Source organism: Marinobacter sp. LQ44, assembly GCF_001447155.2.
Classification (GTDB): Bacteria; Pseudomonadota; Gammaproteobacteria; order Pseudomonadales; family Oleiphilaceae; genus Marinobacter.
Genome location: NZ_CP014754.1, coordinates 4,272,110 through 4,291,038 on the forward strand (window position 1 = coordinate 4,272,110; position 18,929 = coordinate 4,291,038).

Sequence of the window (18,929 nt, forward strand, 5' to 3'; positions counted from 1 at the left end):
CCGACTCAATAAACCGGAGGAGCCTTATGGCTATTGGCGTTTGGATCAGTCTATTTGCGTATTTTGCGATTATGATCGGCATTGGCGTTTACGCCATGCGGAAAGCCTCGGCGACAGCTGAAGATTATATGTTGGGTGGACGTGGGCTCAGCCCAAAAGTAGCGGCGTTGTCGGCCGGTGCTTCCGACATGAGTGGCTGGCTGCTTCTGGGCCTGCCCGGGGCCCTGTACGTAACCGGCCTTGCCAGTGCCTGGATTGGTATCGGCCTGTTTGTCGGTGCGTTTATCAACTGGGTGATCGTTGCCCCGAGGTTGCGTGAACAAACTGTTCACTACGGTAATGCCCTCACCATACCAGCCTTCCTGGCCAACCGATTTCCAACCAAAGCATTGCCGCTACGCACGGTGTCGGCGATTGTTATCGTTGTATTTTTTGCGGTCTACACGGCGTCTGGTCTGGTTGCAGGCGGCAAGTTGTTTGAAAGTGCCTTTTCCGGCATCTTCAACTTCGGCGGTTTGAGCGACTATGGCGTAGGTATCGTGATCACTCTCGGTGTCGTTCTGGCGTACACCGTGGTTGGTGGTTTCCTCGCGGTGAGCATGACCGACTTTGTACAGGGCTGCATTATGATGCTGGCTCTGGTGTTGATGCCGGCAGTGGTACTGTTCGGTGAAGGCGGCGGCGGTTTCGCTCAGGCGTCTGAAACTCTGAATAGTGTAGACCCAACGTTGCTGTCCTGGACTGAGGGTTTGACCTTGGTCGGCTGGTTGTCAGCAGTAGCCTGGGGCCTGGGTTACTTCGGCCAGCCGCATATCATCGTGCGTTTCATGGCGATCCGCACCGTGCACGAAGTGTCTGTGGCCCGTAACATCGGTATGTCCTGGATGGCCATCTCCCTGATTGGCGCCATCTCCCTGGGTGTGTTTGGCCGTGCCTATGCGATCCGTAACGGTATGGACGTGGCTGACCCGGAAACCATCTTCATTATCCTGGCAGACCTGTTGTTCCATCCGTTGATCACCGGTTTCCTGTATGCGGCTCTGCTGGCTGCGGTTATGAGTACCATCTCCAGTCAGCTGTTGGTGGCTTCCTCATCCCTGACCGAGGATTTCTATCGCCTGTTCCTGCGTAAAGAGGCTTCCGACAAGGAGTGTGTGAACATTGGCCGTGCCTGTGTTGTAGCGGTGGGTCTGGTTGCAGCGCTCATTGCTTCTGATCCCAACTCTCAGGTGCTGGCGTTGGTCAGTAACGCCTGGGCAGGCTTTGGTGCCGCCTTCGGCCCGCTGATCATTCTCGGCCTGACCTGGTCACGCACCAACGGTGCCGGTGCACTGGCTGGCCTGATCGTAGGTGCTGTCACGGTAATGGCGTGGATTGCTCTGGGCTGGAACGGCAGCTTCATGGGTGGCCCGGGCGTCTATGAAATCATCCCAGGCTTCATTGCTGCGTTCATCGCCATCGTGGTGGTCACCCTGGCGACCAGCGATGCCGGCGAATACCAGCATATCGAGCGGTAACAGTATTCACTGGTAACAATCAGTGTTCTGATCAGGGCTCCCTCCGGGGAGCCCTTTTTTTGTACCGGGGTTCGGGTTCTGGGGGCGGGTTGCGAGGTGGGTATGTCTTTTCTTCCGGGAAAAACAACTCGCTGCGCTCAGACATCTTTTTCCCTGCAGAAAAGACATACCCACCCCGCACCGGCGTAATACAGGCGCGGATTTTCCCGGGCGGCAATTGTTTTGGTTTACCGGGACACAAAAAAAACGCCAGCCCGAAGGCTGGCGTTTTCAGATCAGAGGAAAGTTACCTCGGAGGGGCTCAGGCTACGGAAGCCTCAGACGCTTTCTGGGTGTACTCTTCCATCTGGTCGAAGTTGAGATACTTGTAGATCTCTTTGGACATGCTGTTCAGGTCCTTGGCGTACTCCATGTACTCCGCCGGAGTCGGGAGTTTGCCCAGTACCGCGCCTACAGCTGCCAGTTCCGCAGAGGTCAGGTACACGTTGGCGCCATCACCCAGACGGTTCGGGAAGTTACGGGTAGAAGTAGACAGAACAGTCGACTTCGGCGCTACACGTGCCTGGTTACCCATGCACAAGGAGCAGCCCGGCATCTCGGTGCGAACACCGGCGGTGCCGTAGGTGTTGAAGTAGCCTTCTTCCATCAGCTGGGCCTGGTCCATCTTGGTGGGCGGAGACATCCACAGACGGGTGCTCAGGGGGCCTTTGTGCTGCTCAAGCAGTTTGCCTGCGGCGCGGAAGTGGCCGATGTTGGTCATGCAGGAGCCGATAAACACTTCGTCTACCTTGTCGCCAGCAACTTCGGACAGGAACTTGGCGTCGTCCGGGTCGTTCGGGCAGCAAACGATAGGCTCTTTGATGTCGGCCAGGTCGATTTCGATCACGTGGGCGTATTCGGCGTCTTTGTCAGCACGCATCAGCTTCGGATCAGCCAGCCACTCTTCCATTTGCTTCGCACGACGCTCCAGGGTACGCGGATCGCCATAGCCTTCAGCAATCATCCAGCGCAGCATGGTGATGTTGGAGCGCAGGTACTCAGCGACGGATTCTTCAGACAGGTTGATGGTACAACCGGCTGCAGAGCGCTCAGCGGAAGCGTCAGACAGTTCGAACGCCTGCTCAACGGTCAGGTGCTCAAGACCTTCGATTTCCAGGATGCGGCCTGAGAATTCGTTGATCTTGCCCTTCTTCTCAACGGTCAGCATGCCTTGCTTGATGCCGTACAGCGGAATGGCGTGTACCAGGTCACGCAGGGTGATACCCGGCTGCATTTCGCCCTTGAAACGAACCAGAACCGATTCCGGCATATCCAGCGGCATAACGCCGGTGGCAGCGGCAAACGCGACCAGGCCAGAACCGGCCGGGAAGGAGATGCCCATCGGGAACCGGGTGTGGGAGTCACCACCAGTACCCACGGTGTCTGGCAGCAGCATGCGGTTCAACCAGGAGTGGATGATGCCGTCGCCCGGGCGCAGGGAAACACCGCCACGGGTGCGGATGAAGTCCGGCAGGGTGTGCTGCATTTCAACGTCAACCGGCTTTGGATACGCAGCGGTGTGACAGAAGGACTGCATGACCAGGTCAGCCTGGAAGCCCAGACATGCCAGGTCTTTCAGTTCGTCACGGGTCATCGGACCGGTGGTGTCCTGGGAGCCCACGGTGGTCATGTGCGGCTCACAGTAGGTGCCAGGACGAACGCCTTTGCCTTCTTCCAGGCCACAGGCCTTACCAACCATCTTCTGGGCCAGGGTGAAGCCCTTGTCGCCGGCTTCCGGATCGTTCGGCAAGCGGAACAGGTCGGTGGCGCCCATGCCCAGGGCAGCGCGGGCCTTGGCGGTCAGGCCGCGGCCGATGATCAGAGGGATACGGCCGCCAGCCTGAACTTCGTCCAGGATCACGTCAGACTTGAACTTGAACTCGGAGATGGTTTCGCCGGCTTCGTTCAGGATCTTGCCTTCGTACGGGCGGATTTCGATCACGTCGCCCATGTTCATGTCGTCTACCGGTGCTTCGAATACCAGGGCGCCAGCGTCTTCCATGGTGTTGAAGAAGATCGGGGCAACCTTGTTACCGATACAGACACCGCCGGCACGCTTGTTCGGCACACCCGGGATGTCTTCGCCGAAGAACCACAGAACGGAGTTGGTGGCAGACTTACGGGAAGAGCCGGTACCTACAACGTCGCCTACGAAGGCAACTGGCAGGCCTTTGGCCTTGATTTCGTCGATCTGACTCATGGGGCCAGTGACACCGGGCTCTTCCGGCTTCAGGCCGTCGCGCTCCATCTTGTAGGCGGCGCGGGCGTGCAGTGGGATGTCCGGGCGGGACCAGGCATCCGGTGCCGGGGACAGGTCGTCGGTGTTGGTTTCACCAGTCACCTTGAATACCACCATCTTGGTGCTTTCCGGTACCTTCTTCTTGCTGGTGAACCATTCGGCGTTGGCCCAGGACTCAACAACAGCTTTGGCGACGGCGTTGCCGGCATCCATCTTTTCCTTCACATCGTTGAAGGCATCGAACATCAGCAGGGTTTTCTTCAGCTGTTCGCCAGCCAGCTCGGCCAGTTCACTGTTGTCCAGCAGCTCAACCAGGGTCTCGATGTTGTAACCGCCCTGCATCATACCCAACAGCTTTACAGCATATTCTTTGCTGACCAGCGGGGAAGTGGCCTCGCCCTTGGCGATGGCAGACAGGAACGCGGCCTTAACGTAGGCGGCTTCGTCTACGCCCGGCGGAATACGGTTTTCCAGCAGGTAAACCAGAGTTTCCTCTTCACCGGCCGGCGGGTTCTTCAGCAGGTCTACCAGAGCGGCAGTCTGCTCAGCGTTCAGGGGCTTGGGTGGGATACCCAGGGCTTCACGTTCGGCAACGTGTTCACGGTAGGCTTCTAACACGATATGGACCCTCATCAGTTGGAATGTCCCGCGCCGGAGGCAAGCTTGCCTGGCGGGAGGTTTTTGGCGAAAAGGCCGCAGGAGCCTCTGAATAAGGCCTCAAATCACCGATGGGGTTTCAGGATTTATTCAGAGACTCCTTGATCTGGCGCTGCATTCTATAGGAAACCCCTTATAAAGTTAAGTTGGACAGAGGTCGGAGAGTTCTGTTACGTGCGTTATACTGCCGCGGCCCATGAACCAGACTGTTGCTGAAGCCATGAACGACGCCCTGCAAGAGATACATGAATTTTTGCCCTGCCGCACGCCTGAGCAGTGGATTGAAAACGCCCTGGCCAACCAGGATTTGATGCTGATTGACCACGCCCATTGTGAAAAGAAGGCGGCGTCTACGGCTTTGAGCTTGATGTACCGCTATGTGGACAATTCCGATCTGCTCAACAAGATGTCCCGCCTGGCCCGGGAGGAGTTGCGGCATTTTGAGCAGGTGTTGGCGATCATGAAACAGCGGGGCGTAACTTATACTCACTTGTCACCAGCCCGGTATGCCGCTGGCCTGCGTGAAGCGGTGCGTGCGGATGATCCAGGCCGGTTGGTGGATGTGCTGATTGTGGGGGCGATTATTGAAGCCCGCTCCTGCGAGCGTTTTGCCGCACTGGCGCCGCACCTGGATGAGAAACTGGCGGATTTCTACAACAGCCTGCTGAAGTCCGAGGCGAGGCATTACCAGGATTATTTAAAGCTTGCGAAGCAGGCCAACGGCGGCCCGGTGGAAGAGCGGGTGGCGGAGTTTGTGGCCATCGAGCAGAAGTTGATTGAGGAACCGGATTCGGAGTTCCGGTTTCACAGTGGGCCTCTCGCTTACTGACTCTTTGCCACGGACATTCACAGACGCTCACGGCCAAAAAAATCTCTAAAGCTCTTCGCACAGAGTCATCCACCGGGCAATCCCCGCACTTCGGTATTTCTGCTTGTGCAGGATGAAGTAGAAATGCCGGTCGAACGGCCGGTGGGGCACGTTCAGGGGCACCAGGCTGCCGCGTTTGAAGGCGTCGGCCAGGACCACTTCGGACAGGCAGCCGATGCCTAGGTTGGCTTCTACTGCCCGCTTGATGGCTTCAGTGTGTTCCAGTTCCAGCAGCACGTTCAGGTCTGGCAGCAGCCCGTGCATGCCCCGTTCGAAGCTCTGGCGGGTGCCGGAGCCCTGTTCCCGGAGAATCCAGGTGGCGGCGCGCAAATCGTCGTCGGTCAGTTTGCCCTTTCCGGCCAGCGGGTGGGCGGGGTAGCAAAAGGCCACCAGCCGGTCTTCCCGCCAGGGAATCACCTCCAGCTCCGACGCCTGCAGTTCGCCCTCAATCAACCCGATATCCAGTTCAAAGTCCCGAACCCGTCTTGCAATGGTGCTGGTGTTGGCAACTTCCAGAGAGACTTTCGGGTGGTTGGGCGAGCTCATGTACTCGGCCATCACCCCTACCGCCAGGTAATTGCCGATAGTGAGTGTGGCACCCACTTTCAAAGCGCCGACCTCGGAGTGCTTGCTGAAGGCCTGTTCCAGTTCCCTTGCCTGTGCCAGCAGGGCTTCTGCTTTCGGCCGATACAGCCGGCCAAGCTCGTTCAGTTGCAGCCGTTTGCCCACCCGGTCAAACAGCTGGATATCGAACTGGGATTCCAGTTCCTTGAGGGCGCTGCTGGCTGCGGATTGTGACATGGCAAGGGACTCCGCCGCCCGGGTGATGTTCTGGAAATGGGCGGCGGCGAGGAAGACCTCGAGCTGGCGGAAGCTGTACTTCATGATCGATCAGGCCGGATAGATGAGAGAAAATGTCCTGTCTGATCGATACGTTAGCTGGTCACTGCCGCCAAGACAACCAAATTGGCGGGTTCAGGGGATCATCAGTACCGGGTAGGGGCTGCCGGCCGCCACATGTTCCGTGGTACTGCCGATCATGATCTCCTGAATGGGTGTTGAGCCCCGTTTACCCATAATGGTCAGCAGGGGGCGGGTTTCGTTGATGGTTTGCAGGATCTGATCCACCGGCCGGCCGGTCAGGATATTTCGGTGTACGTTGGGATGGCGCTCTGCCAGTTCATTGATCCGCTGTTCGGTGGCCTCATCAGATTGTTCGGGCTCTTCGGAATGCGCCCACACTACGCGCCCCGTGTGCCGGTTGGCCATTAGCTCTTCAAAGGCAGCCTGGGCATTGAACGACGCCTTTGATCCATCAGTGGCCAGCAAAATCTCCTCTTCGGCCGCCGATGGCTGGTCCTGGACCGGAATGATCAACAGCGGAACTTTGGTCGTTCGGGCGAGGTTCAGGGCGGTGTTTCCGAAGAACAGCTCTTTGGCTGCGCGATGGCTTCGGTTGCACGCCACGACGCCGTCAGCGTTGAGTTTCTTGGCCAGCGCCTGGACTTCCTGGGCAACAAAGCCCCTGGCAACGTGGGTGGCAGTGGCAATCCCAAGGCTGCTTTCGAGGTGTTCGCCAATGCGGCGTAACCGCTCTGTAGCTGAACCTTCGGTGTCGTCCGGGCGAAGTCGTTTGTGGGTTTGCAGTACATAGGTGAGCGTAATCTTCCGAGTGCCCAGGAGTTTGAGTAAGGCTGGCAGTTGTTCCATAGCCTGCTCCCACTCCTTGGTGTAGTCCACGGTCAGAATCAGGTGATCAAGCATCGTGTTCTCCTTGCGGGCTGTTTGTCCTGGGGCCAATGTCTTCAGGCTAGTTCAGGAGTAGGCTGAAGACCATGACCCGGATCAGTTTGTTATCGATTTATATTTATAAAATCGAACACATATATGGGTATTACCTGTTTTGTCGATTTAACTTGTCGGGTTAAACTTTTCCCATTGAATTCCCATATAAATTGTATGAAGTCGCAACAACGAGGCTGCCATGAGTAATCTGATGAAAGAAACGGTCACCAGCGTTCACCACTGGAACGATACTCTGTTCAGTTTCAAGACCAGTCGGGACCCCGGGTTCCGTTTCAAGAACGGGCACTTTGTGATGATTGGCCTGGAAACAGACGGCAAGCCGCTGATGCGGGCCTACAGTATTGCCAGCGCCAATTACGAAGAAGAGCTGGAATTCTTCTCAATCAAAGTGCCGGATGGCCCGCTGACGTCTCGACTGCAGAAGATCAAGGTAGGGGATGAAATCCTGGTCAGTCGCAAACCCACCGGCACCCTGGTGCTGGATAACCTGTTGCCCGGGCGTAACCTCTGGTTGATCAGTACCGGCACCGGGCTAGCGCCGTTTATGAGTATTATCAAAGACCCTGAGGTGTATGAAGCCTACGACAAGGTCATCCTGACTCACGGTGTAAGGTATGTATCTGAGCTTGCCTACCAGCAGGATATCCAGGACCTGCCGGAAAACGAGTTTTTCGGTGAGATGGTGCACGGTAAGCTGCTGTACTACCCGACCGTCACCCGGGAGCCGTTCCGCAATCAGGGCCGGCTGACCGATGCCATGGAGAGCGGCAAGATCACCCGTGATCTCGGGTTGCCTGATTTTGATGTGGAGCAGGATCGCTTTATGATTTGCGGCAGCCCGAGCATGCTCAAGGATACCTGCAGCATTCTCAATAATATGGGCTTTCGTGAGGCTCGCGGCGGCGACATGGGCCATTACGTCATTGAACGGGCGTTCGTGGAGCAGTAAACCTCTCCTGAACCTGCTGGCTGCCTGGCGTCCCGTCTGGCTGGGAGATATTGGCCAAACGCGGGCCTAGCGCAGCCAGTTGCGAATCTGCATTGCCAGGCGTTCGCCGTCGTTGAGCCCTGCGCGCTCTGCCATCAGCTCAGCCAGCACATCCGGGCGGTCGGTGATGATGTTATCGACGCCCATATCCAGAAAGCGTGCCATGTCGGACGGTTGATTGACTGTCCACACATGCAGTTCATTGCCCGCCTTGTGGGCCCTGGCAACCGCCGCCGGGGTGGCCCGGTTCAGGCGTAGCGCCAGAATGTCGTAACGATCCTGCCACAAAGGACCTACCACGAACTGAGCCAGTAATGCGGTTTTCAGCCCCGGTTCCAATTGTTTTGCCAGCTCCAGGCTAGGCCAGTCAGCTGCCGCAAGGATGGTGCCTTGCACAGCGTTATTGTCTTGCAGGGTCTGGACAACGGCGGTCACCAGTGCCCGTTCGTTGCGGTTCGGTTTCAGGTCAACAAACAGTCGCACCCGGCCACGGGTGGCCTTGACTGCGTGTTCAAGCGTTGCAATGCGCTCATGGGCAAAGTGATCATCAAACCATGAGCCGGCATCCAGATGACGGATGTCGTCATACCGGACGTCGCCAATCCGCTCCGGCTTACCGAATATCCGCTCCATATCCTGGTCATGCCAGAGTACCGGTACGCCGTCTGCAGTCAGTTGGACATCAATTTCAACGTAGTCGGCACCATCCTCTATGGCCTGGTGTATGGCGCTGAGCGTATTTTCCGGAGCTTTAAAGGCACTGCCACGGTGGGCTGTGATGGTCACTTGATCTTGCTGGTTCAAAGAGCTGACCACTTGCACGCTCTGGGTAAGCACCAGTGCGATAACCAGGACCTCAAGCAGCCAGAGCCGACGACCGGTTTTTGCATCCTGTCTGGTCGAGGGCGGCTGCTGCCATTGCAGCCGCCGCCCGGGTATGGTCCTGTAGCGGGCGACGATGAGCGCGCCCAGTGCCGAGCTTGCCAGGAAGGTAAGGGCAAGGCTGACCAGAAGGTAGCTCCCCACCAGCAGGATAACCACGGGCAATAGCAAACTGGTATTTGCGGGCAGTAGCCGGAACACACTGCCGGCCAGCAAATCAAACGCCAGCGTTACCATGGCCGGCATGGCCAGCACCGCGATAATTCCGAGCGACAGAAGGCCGGCGGTTTCGCGATGAGTGCCGCGGGTGTCGCGGGCACTCTGCTGGAGGGCCGTCATGGGTGTTTTTTGGTCCAGCATCAGGGCCGGGATGGAGAGAATCCAGCGGAGAAACAGGGAGCCGTTGGCCACCACAATGGCTCCGAGCATAAGCAGGCAAAAGCCAAGGAACCACCAGAGAATCGGCGGGCGCTCAAGGTTCAGCAGGTAAGGATCAAAATTGTTCAGTAAAAGATGTGTAGCGAAGCCCATGGCCGCCAGGAATGGCAGGGCAGTCAATAAATGTGCAAGGGTCTGAATGGTTGCCATAAGGACCAGTTGCGGCAAGCGCCGGCCAATCCCCGCCAAGGCACGGATGGCGGCCCGGGTGGAGTGCTTGCCGGGCTGGGCAGCAATCAAGGTGACCCCGGCCAGTTGAAGGACGATCAGCACCGCTGCGAGTAGCAGGGTCACCAACAGCCAGAGTACGCCGCCCGGCGATGCGAGAAAGTCAAGCAGCCCCCCGGTGGTTATGGCCGCGTCACCCGTGATTGGCCTGAGCAGAGACACCGCGGCAGTGATCAACGGCGTGAAAACAGCGATGGATAAACCGGTGAAGGTCAGATAAAGCGCAAGCAATGACCGGTGATGCTGGCGGAACAGGATCAGGCCTTGTTTGAGCAGAGGTAGCACGTTATTCGCCTTTCGGGGTCAACAGTGTGGCTTTCTCCAGCAGTGCCAGGCGCTCATCGAGGGACAGGTAGGGTTCGTCTTCGGTTTGTTGCAGGCTTCCGAACAGCCTGTCTGGATCAAACGCCCAGCTGCTGCAGCGGGTGGTCAATTCGGTACAGGCGAGCAGGGTGCCGGATTCCCGGAGAAAGTACTTCATGCCGGTGTAGGTGTCGGCCAGCATCAGGTCGCGGGCAGGCTCTGTCGGTTCAGACAGCAGGCTTCGGCCAAGCATGTTCCCGGCCAGGTGACCGTTACCCGTGGCATCCAGAATGGTCATTGGGATGTCGAACTGGGCAACAATCCGGTTTTCCGGTGCGAAGTCGCTGAGGTCTGGCCGGCCCGGCGAACGTATGGCCAGTACCCCGAGGTTGCTGTTCAACGGCAGGGTTTCGTGGTCGTCGCGAACAAAGCCGCCGGATTCATCGGATGTGACAATCACCAGTGTGTTGTCCAGCAGTCCTTCCTGCTCAAGCTGAGTCAGAAAGCGTTCAAGGGAGTTGGCCATGACCACCATGGCATTTTGGCGAGCCACCTGGGCGGCAGGGAGCCCTGTTGTTTCCTCATCAGCAGATTGTTTGGTCTGCTCGGCCGCAAGTTCCTGTTCGGCTTCTGGTCCGATGTTGAACGGATGGTGGGTGCCGACATTCAGGGTCGTCACAAACCATGGGCCGGGTTGGTTGCTCAGCTCTGCCAGGCGCCCGGCAATGTCAGGGAAGAACTTCGGGTCAGGCGGGCCCCAGCCATCCTGTTCCTGCGCGTGGCCAAATGCCTCGGCGCCGGTCACGTTCTCATAGCCCGCCCGAGGCATGAACTGATCCTTTTTCATGTATTCGATTGGTGCAGCTTGCCAGTAAGCGGTGGTGTAGCCCTGGTCCTTCAGCTTTTTCGGGAGGCAGTCGGGGTTGGCTTTATCTTCCGCGACGGCCAACATCTTTTCCGATGGTCGGCGCAAGTCGGGATAACGCCCGCACACCAGGGCGAAGGTGCCGCGATCCGTCTGTCGCTCCATACTTAGCACGTTGTTGTAGACCCTGAAACCGAAGCTGTCGAACGTCGCCTCCAGAGTGTCGAGAGAGACGACAGGCTGAAGATTGTGATAGTGGCTGACTTTCGGCAGATAACCACCGGACAGCCCTTCCATCATGATCAACAGAACATTGGGTGGCTCAGGGTTGTGGAAGTTGCTGGTTTGTTGGTGGAAAAAGTTGGTTCGTCTGTGCAGTTGCTCACTTAGCTCAGTGGTTTCATCACCGATCGCCGTGCCAATAGGATTGAGCAGTGCACCTGGAACCTGGGCGACGGTGCTGGCCACCACGTTATTGGCGGGTGTTGTCAGGCTAGGAAACGACAGAACGTAAAGACCCGTGACCAGGACCGAAGAGGTGGCCAGCAGGATGGGCGCCCGCTCTGTTGCTGGCACCCATTTCCTGTGCAGCCAGTGCAACAGCCAGGCCAGCGTGAGGTAGCCCGGGAGGGTGATCAGATAGATGTTGAGCAGGCTGCCGGTAATAAACGTGCTGTCCATACCCTTGCCGGCAGAGGCCAGTTGGAAGAGCGTTCCGTGGGCGGTCAGGTGCATGCCTGCCACATAGAGTGCGACACCCAGGGCGGTGATCAGCAGGGCGCGGACAATGCCAGCCGATAGATGCAGGAATACGGCCAGCAAAAAGGCCCCGGCAATGTCGCCACCAAGGGTGCCGGGCAGGCTGGGGATCACTCCACTCTGGATGATCAGCAGGCCGCGTATCACGGCCAGCCAGATCCAGGCCAGGAACAAGGTGCGTATGAAACAGGCAGCAAGTGAAGCCTGGTTCCCTTTCATAGGGTTTACTCGTGTTGGATGCGTTATCTGAACAGTATGAGGCAAGAGGCTTGTGCTTCAACAGCCGGAGCTTGCTAAGGTAACGGATCAGATGGCCGGGAAGTTTCTGAAAATTCCTTCGTTATCAGAGCCTTTGTCAGAAAATCATCATTTCGGGAAGCGCAGGGGAATGAAAAAAAGTGTCCAAATCGTAATTGCGGGAGTCATCGCGGTGGTGTGCGGCGCGTTTCTCGGCAGCCTCGTACAAACCCAGTTCAACCTGGCGGCGTTGTCGGCCCTTGGGGCCTCGTTCAGCCTGGTGGATCGCCTCGTGGTCATGGGGCAGGACCTGGTTGGGTTCGCACCCGTCTATGGGGTTCTGCTGGCCGCGGCATTGGTTCCGGGTTTTCTGGTCACTGCGGGATTGCTGCGGTTGTTGGGCTGGCCCTACCGGGATTTCTGGTATGCCCTTGGTGGTGCTCTGGCATTGTGGGCAACGCTGGCCCTGGTGGATGTGTTGGCACCCATGCCGACCCTGATCGCGGCAACCCGAACCCTGCCCGGGCTGTTGGCGATGCTGGGGGCCGCAGCATTAGCGGGATGGGTGTTTGCGCAACTGACAGGCAATATGACCATGACCGTGGCTCGTCATGGTCTGATAGCACCTCTTCTGGTGTTGGCCGGTATGGCCGCCCCGGAGCCGACATTGGCTGAGGAGGAGGCCGATTATCGGATAGACGTGGTTGCTGAGGGGCTTGCGCATCCCTGGTCGCTGGCTTTCCTGCCAGGGGGGGATTTTCTGGTGACCGAGCGTGGTGGAGAGCTGAAACAGATATCGTCGGATGGGCATCAGGTGCAGGTGTCGGGTGTCCCGGACGTATTCGCCTCCGGCCAGGCCGGGTTGTTTGATGTGCTACTCGAGCCCGGGTTTGATTGCTCGGCGGGGGATGATGGACGTCCTGGGGTGTTTCTGGCCTATGCCTGTGGCACGGTTCGGGAGAATCATCTGTGCGTCGCCCGTGGCCAGCTTACCGGGGGCGAATTGACGCAAGTGCGGGAAATCTTCCGGGCCCGGCCGGGTAAGTATGGTGATGCTCATTACGGTGGGCGCATGGCCTGGCTGGCTGACGGTACCTTGCTGGTAACCCTGGGGGATGGCTTTGATTTCCGGGAAGAGGCGCAGAAGCTGTCAAGCCACCTGGGTACCATCGTTCGTCTGAACCCGGATGGTTCCATTCCGGCGGACAATCCTTTTGCACAGGTGGACGGCGCCCTGCCGGAAATCTTCAGTCTGGGGCATCGCAATGTTCAGGGGCTGGTCTACGATGCCGTTAACGACCGGGTCATCGCCCACGAACACGGCCCCCGTGGCGGTGACGAGATCAATCTGATCCAGGCCGGACTGAATTACGGCTGGCCGTTGGCCACCGATGGCCGGGACTACACCGGTGCCATGGTGACGCCCTTTAAGCGTTATGAGGGTACCGAGCCGCCCCTGTGGTCGTGGACGCCGTCTATCGCGCCCTCGGGCCTGGCCTTGTACGACGGTCATCAATTCCCCAGCTGGCAGGGCAATCTGTTCGTCGGTGCCTTGGCCAATAAGAGTGTGCACCGGATTGTTCTCAGCGAGGGCGGGGTTGTGGAAACCGAGCGCCTGTTTTCTGAGCTTGGTGAGCGCATCCGCGATGTGCGGCAAGGGCCCGATGGTGCTCTGTATCTTTTGACCGATTCAGCCGATGGGCGATTGCTGCGGGTGTCCGGCAGGGTGCAGGAGCAGGCTCAGGTGATGACGTTGACGGACGAAGAGCTTGCCTGGGTTGGAGAGCGGATTTTTCGAAACGAATGTGCCGGGCGGCATGAATGCCTGGTGCACTGGAATGAGGGCGAAGCATTTCCTTCGTTGGGGATTGGCCATTTTATCTGGTATCCCGAGGGCGAAAGCGGACGTTTTACCGAGAGTTTCCCGGCGCTTCTGGACTTTATGGCTGATCGTGGTGTTCAGCTTCCCGGCTGGCTGGAGGAGGCCCATGCACAAGGAGCACCCTGGCCGGACCGCGCATCGTTTCTCGGCAATGCAACTGCAGCCAAGGAAGTAGAGGCGCTGCGGGTGCTGCTGTATGAAACCCGAGGGCATCAGGTGCGGTTTATTCAGGAGCGCGCCGCCCGCTCCCTGGAAGCCGTGGTTGATGCCGCGCCCGAAGCGCAGCGGCCGGTTATCCGGGAGCGCCTGTGGCAGCTTGGGCAAACGCCCGGTGGTGTCTACGCGTTGATGGACTATGTCAACTTCAAGGGCGAAGGGCTTTCAGAAACGGAGCGCTATGAGGGCGAAGGTTGGGGGTTGTTGCAGGTCTTGCAGGCTATGGATACGAGCCCGGGGCTCCGCCCGCTGGATCGCTTTCGGGAGGCTGCGGGCCGGGTGCTTACCCGGCGCGCCGAGCTGGCAGAGCAGGCCATAGAGCGGGAACGCTGGTTGCCGGGTTGGCTGCGCCGTCTGGAAACCTATCGGGAGCCCACCGCCCGGTAAGGTCGGAGGAAGGGGCGCCTCTGCGGCGTCAAGTCTGCAGGGGCTGCTTTTTCAGCTCAGCTTCCTTGCCGGGCTGTACTTCCAGCCACCAGAGGTGGCTGTGCCAGTCACCGAGCACAATCCGGCGCGCGGGTTTGTTATTGGCTTCGAGATGGTGCACGGCCGGGCGATGGGTGTGGCCATGAATCATCAACTGAACGCCATGGGCTTCGAGCTCCTTGACCACTTCCTCTGGCGTCACATCCATGATGTCTTCCGCTTTGCCCTGGTTCTTGGCCATCGACAGCGCCCGTAATTGCTTTGCCATTTGCTGGCGGTCCTCCAGGGGGCGGGCCAGCATCATCTTCTGCATCTGCGGGTTGCGCATGTTGGCGCGGAACTTCTGGTATTCCACATCGGCAGTGCACAGGCTGTCGCCGTGCAGCAGCAGAGTAGGCGTTCCGTACAGATCGATCACCGTCGGGTCGTCCAGCAGGGTGGCGCCGGCCCGGTGGCAGAAATCTTCTCCGATCAGGAAGTCCCGGTTGCCATGCATCAGGAAGATGCGGGTGCCACTGTCGCTGAGTTGCTTCAGGGCGGCGGCAATCTGCTCCTGGAGCGGTGTGCGCTCGTCGTCACCAATCCAGGCCTCAAAGAAGTCGCCCAGAATGTAGAGCTGCTCAACCCCTGCTGCCCTCTCTCGCAGGAACGTCAGGAACGCGTCCGTAATATCCGGGCGCGACTCTTCAAGGTGCAGATCCGAGATAAACAGCGTGGTCACGCGTCCTCCAGAACCTCAGCCTTTTCAATAATGACGTCCTCAAATGGCACGTCCTGATGGCCAGCGCGCATGGTGGTGCGAACAGCGCGGATGTTGTTCACGGTCTCCATGCCCTCAACCACTTTGCCGAACACGCAGTAGCCCCAGCCCTCGGCATTCTTGGCGGTGTGGTCGAGGAAGCCGTTGTTTTCCACGTTGATGAAGAACTGGGCCGTGGCTGAGTGCGGGTCCATGGTGCGGGCCATGGCAATGGTGCCGACCATGTTGCTAAGGCCGTTGTCGGCTTCGTTCTTGATGGGCTCGCGGGTTTTGCGCGGGGTCATGCCCGGCTCAAAGCCGCCGCCCTGAACCATGAAGTTGCTGATAACGCGGTGAAAGATCAGGCCATCGTAAAAGCCGTCGCGAACATACTGCTCAAAGTTCTTTGCGGTTTCCGGGGCTTTTTCGTAGTCCAGTTCCAGTTTGATATCACCGTGGTTGGTCTGCAGCAGAATCATCAGGTCGTCCTGTTAAATAGGGGTTGTGGGTCTGAAGGTTGCATTGTACTCAAGAGTTTCGTCCTGTGCATGAGTCCGGCAACGATTTGTGAGTATAATAGGCGGTTTAAGGGAGCCTGCACCGTGCTCCCCGGATCCATTCCCTGTTGACAGAGATTGTATGAGCGCCGAGTCGAAGAAAGCCCACAATTTTATTCAGAGCCTGATCGAAGACGCCATCGCCAAGGGTGAGCACACTGGCAAGGTCGTTACCCGTTTTCCGCCGGAGCCCAACGGCTACCTGCACGTTGGTCACGCCAAGTCGATCTGCTTGAACTTTGGTATTGCGCAAACCTTCGGTGGCGAGTGCAACCTTCGCTTTGACGACACCAACCCGGAAAAGGAAAGTCAGGAATACATCGATGCCATCAAGCAGGACGTCGAGTGGCTGGGCTACGAGTGGGCGGACGAAATACGTTACGCTTCAGACTACTTTGACCAGTTGTACGCCTTTGCCGAGGAGTTGATCGAAAAAGGCAAGGCCTATGTGTGTGCACTGAATGCTGAGCAGATGGCTGAATACCGTGGTTCCCTGAAAGAGCCGGGTAAGAACAGCCCATACCGGGACCGCCCGGTGGAGGAAAGCCTGCAGTTGTTCCGTGACATGCGCGACGGTAAGTTCCAGAACGGCGAGTTGGTGCTGCGGGCCAAGATCGATATGGCCTCCCCGAACATCAACCTGCGGGACCCGATTCTTTACCGCATTCGCTACGCCGACCACCACCAGACTGGCAGCAAGTGGTGCATCTACCCGATGTACGACTTCACCCACCCGATTTCTGATGCCTTGGAGGGGATTACTCACTCCCTCTGTACGCTCGAATTCGAAGACCACCGGCCCCTGTATGACTGGGTGCTGGATAACATCACCGTTCCTTGCCATCCGCGCCAGATTGAGTTTGCCCGGCTGAACCTGAATTACACCATCACCAGCAAACGCAAGCTGAAGCGCCTGGTGGACGAGCATGTGGTAGACGGCTGGAACGATCCGCGCATGCCGACCATTTCCGGCATGCGCCGCCGTGGTTACACACCGGAATCCATACGCAGCTTCTGCGACATGATCGGTGTTAACAAAGCTGGTGGTACCGTGGATGTGGGCATGCTGGAGTACGCCATCCGGGAAGACCTGAACGACCGTGCACCCCGCGCCATGTGCGTCATGCGCCCGCTAAAAGTGACTCTCACCAACTACCCGGCTGATCAGACCGAAACCCTGACCTTGCCAGTGCACCCGCAGAAGCCGGAGATGGGCGAGCGGGACGTCACCTGGAGCCAGACCCTGTACATCGACCGCGAAGACTTCGAGGTGGAGCCGCCGCGTAAGTGGAAACGGCTGGCGCCGGAGCAGGCGGTGCGTCTGCGCGGCGGTTACGTGATGACCTGTAAAGAGGTGGTGCGCGATGACAGCGGTGAGATCGTTGAACTCAAATGCGAGTACGACCCGAACACGTTGGGTGTGAACCCGGAAGGTTACAAGCCTAACGGCGTGATTCACTGGGTATCGGCCAATGACAGCGTCGACACCGACATCAACCTGTATGACCGTCTGTTTAACCACGAGAGCCCGGACAGCGACAAGGAAGGTGACTTCCTGGACCACCTGAACCCGGAATCCCTGGTGGTGCTGAAGGGCGCCCGTGTCGAGAAAAGTCTGGCCGAGCCAAGGACCGATTTACCGTATCAGTTCGAGCGCGAGGGCTATTTCTTCTGTGATCAGGAGCTGACCGCCAAGGCCGGCAAGCCGGTGTTCAACCGGACCGTTACACTTCGGGATTCCTGGGGCAAGGGAGGCAAGTAATGCGTATCTACAATACGCTGACGCAGCAGAAGGAAGCGTTCAAGACCATTGAGCCGGGCAAGGTACGCATGTACGTGTGTGGCATGACGGTCTATGACTACTGTCACCTGGGCCATGCCCGGGTACTGGTGGCCTTCGATGTGGTTACCCGTTACCTGCGCCACCGTGGTTACGATGTGACCTACGTGCGCAACATCACTGATATCGATGACAAAATTCTGCGCCGGGCCGATGAAAATGGTGAGGTCTACACCGACCTGACCGACCGCATGATTCACGCCATGCATGAAGACGAAGCTCGCCTGGGTGTGCTGGCTCCGAGCGATGAGCCGCGGGCTACCGCCTACATCGACGATATCATCGCTATGATCCAGACGCTGATTGCGGGCAACCATGCCTACGCGGCTGATAACGGTGACGTGTATTTCGCGGTGGATTCCTTCCCGGATTACGGCAAACTGAGCAAGAAAAAACTCGAAGACCTGGTGGCCGGTGCCCGGGTGGATGTGCAGGAAGCCAAGCGTAGTCCTGCGGATTTTGCCTTGTGGAAGGCCGCCAAGCCTGGCGAAGTGAGCTGGCAGTCTCCCTGGGGCGATGGCCGGCCGGGCTGGCATATCGAGTGCTCGGCCATGTCCACCAAGTGCCTGGGCGACACCTTCGACATTCACGGTGGCGGGCCGGATCTGCTGTTCCCACACCACGAGAACGAAATTGCCCAGTCGGAATGTGCCACCGGCCACAAGTTTGTCCATACCTGGATGCACGCCGGCGCCATTCGGGTGAACAAAGAGAAGATGTCCAAGTCTTTGGGCAACTTCTTTACCATCCGTGAGATCCTGGAAAAGTATCCGGCCGAAGTGGTGCGCTACTTCCTGGTCTCCAGCCATTATCGCAGCCAGGTGGACTATTCCGAGGAAAGCCTTGCTGAGGCCGGGCGCACACTGACAAAGCTCTACCACGCCCTGCGGGGTATTACCCCGGCCAAGGATAGTGACGTGCCGGAAACCGACCACGATCGCCGGTTCGCCGAAGTGATGGACGACGATTTCAATACCGCCGGTGCTATCGCAGTGCTGCATGCCGTGGCCAACGACATCAATCATCACCGCCGTGAAGGCGATGACGAGCAGGCCAAACGCAGCGCAGCCATACTGGTTCGTCTGGGTGGCGTGCTGGGGCTGCTTCAGCAAGACCCGGAAGCTTTCTTCCAGGCCGATACCGGTAGTGAGCTGACGGCTGAAGATATTGAGGCCATGATTCAGGCCCGCGCCGATGCCCGCAAAGCGAAAGATTTTGCTGGGGCCGATCGTATCCGGGATGAGCTTCTGGAAAAGGGTATTATTCTGGACGACAGTCGCGAAGGCACCACCTGGCGCCGGGCCTGACTCGCACCATTACACCTAAAGCCGCATTGTGCTGTATGGGAATGACCTTGTAGGGAATTTCACGTACAATGCGGCGCTCAAATCAGAATGCCCCGCGCCCTTGGCGCTAGAAGGGGAGTCGGGAACTACAAACCCA

13 protein-coding genes are annotated in these 18,929 nt (G+C 58.3%); 6 read left to right on the forward strand and 7 right to left on the reverse strand.

From position 1 onward, the window contains the following. Positions 1-26: 26 nt before the first annotated feature. Positions 27-1,517, forward strand: coding sequence for a sodium/proline symporter PutP (gene putP / locus ASQ50_RS19575; RefSeq protein WP_058090422.1), 1,491 nt, complete (start codon positions 27-29; stop codon positions 1,515-1,517). Between the two features lie 301 nt (positions 1,518-1,818). On the opposite strand, the gene ASQ50_RS19580 is transcribed toward putP, so the two are convergent. Then, positions 1,819-4,413: a bifunctional aconitate hydratase 2/2-methylisocitrate dehydratase gene (locus ASQ50_RS19580; protein ID WP_058090440.1), complete on the reverse strand. Its 2,595-nt coding sequence runs from the start codon at positions 4,411-4,413 to the stop codon at positions 1,819-1,821. 259 nt (positions 4,414-4,672) lie between these two features. On the opposite strand from ASQ50_RS19580, the gene ASQ50_RS19585 reads away from it, so the two are divergent. Continuing rightward, a complete protein-coding gene (locus ASQ50_RS19585; protein ID WP_058090441.1) occupies positions 4,673-5,281 on the forward strand; it encodes a tRNA-(ms[2]io[6]A)-hydroxylase in 609 nt (202 codons plus the stop codon). 45 nt (positions 5,282-5,326) lie between these two features. Here ASQ50_RS19585 and ASQ50_RS19590 read toward each other — a convergent pair whose 3' ends face one another. Then, the gene (locus ASQ50_RS19590) at positions 5,327-6,205 is read right to left on the reverse strand and encodes a LysR family transcriptional regulator (RefSeq protein ID WP_058090423.1); all 879 of its coding nucleotides are present in this window, start codon (positions 6,203-6,205) and stop codon (positions 5,327-5,329) included. A 90-nt stretch (positions 6,206-6,295) separates the two neighbouring features. Beyond that, positions 6,296-7,084, reverse strand: coding sequence for a universal stress protein (locus ASQ50_RS19595; protein ID WP_058090424.1), 789 nt, complete (start codon positions 7,082-7,084; stop codon positions 6,296-6,298). 220 nt (positions 7,085-7,304) lie between these two features. Here ASQ50_RS19595 and ASQ50_RS19600 point away from each other — a divergent pair, with 220 nt between their 5' ends. Continuing rightward, positions 7,305-8,075, forward strand: a complete 771-nt coding sequence (locus tag ASQ50_RS19600) for a ferredoxin--NADP reductase (protein WP_058090425.1) — start codon at positions 7,305-7,307, stop codon at positions 8,073-8,075. Between the two features lie 66 nt (positions 8,076-8,141). Here the strand turns inward: ASQ50_RS19600 and ASQ50_RS19605 are convergent, their stop codons facing one another. Continuing rightward, a complete protein-coding gene (locus tag ASQ50_RS19605; protein ID WP_058090426.1) occupies positions 8,142-9,947 on the reverse strand; it encodes a glycerophosphodiester phosphodiesterase in 1,806 nt (601 codons plus the stop codon). A 1-nt stretch (position 9,948) separates the two neighbouring features. Next, positions 9,949-11,808 (reverse strand): LTA synthase family protein, encoded by a 1,860-nt coding sequence (locus ASQ50_RS19610; RefSeq protein WP_058090427.1) that lies wholly within the window; start codon positions 11,806-11,808, stop codon positions 9,949-9,951. Positions 11,809-11,977: 169 nt separating this feature from the next. Here ASQ50_RS19610 and ASQ50_RS19615 point away from each other — a divergent pair, with 169 nt between their 5' ends. Next, entirely contained in the window at positions 11,978-14,311 is a 2,334-nt protein-coding gene (locus ASQ50_RS19615; protein ID WP_068351611.1) for a PQQ-dependent sugar dehydrogenase, read from the forward strand. Between the two features lie 28 nt (positions 14,312-14,339). On the opposite strand, the gene lpxH is transcribed toward ASQ50_RS19615, so the two are convergent. Together lpxH and ASQ50_RS19625 are read right to left on the reverse strand one after the other, a co-directional pair. Beyond that, positions 14,340-15,071, reverse strand: coding sequence for a UDP-2,3-diacylglucosamine diphosphatase (lpxH, locus tag ASQ50_RS19620; protein ID WP_058090428.1), 732 nt, complete (start codon positions 15,069-15,071; stop codon positions 14,340-14,342). After that, on the reverse strand, positions 15,068-15,568 hold the full coding sequence (locus tag ASQ50_RS19625; RefSeq protein WP_058090429.1) for a peptidylprolyl isomerase: 501 nt from the start codon (positions 15,566-15,568) through the stop codon (positions 15,068-15,070). Before ASQ50_RS19625 ends, lpxH begins: the two co-directional genes overlap by 4 nt. Before the next feature lie 160 nt (positions 15,569-15,728). Between ASQ50_RS19625 and ASQ50_RS19630 the strand changes: the two genes are divergently transcribed. Then, positions 15,729-17,408 carry a glutamine--tRNA ligase/YqeY domain fusion protein gene (locus ASQ50_RS19630; protein ID WP_058090430.1) on the forward strand — a complete coding sequence of 560 codons (1,680 nt, stop codon included), beginning with the start codon at positions 15,729-15,731 and terminating at the stop codon, positions 17,406-17,408. Beyond that, positions 17,408-18,793, forward strand: coding sequence for a cysteine--tRNA ligase (gene cysS / locus ASQ50_RS19635; RefSeq protein ID WP_058090431.1), 1,386 nt, complete (start codon positions 17,408-17,410; stop codon positions 18,791-18,793). Before ASQ50_RS19630 ends, cysS begins: the two co-directional genes overlap by 1 nt. Positions 18,794-18,929: the final 136 nt, after the last annotated feature.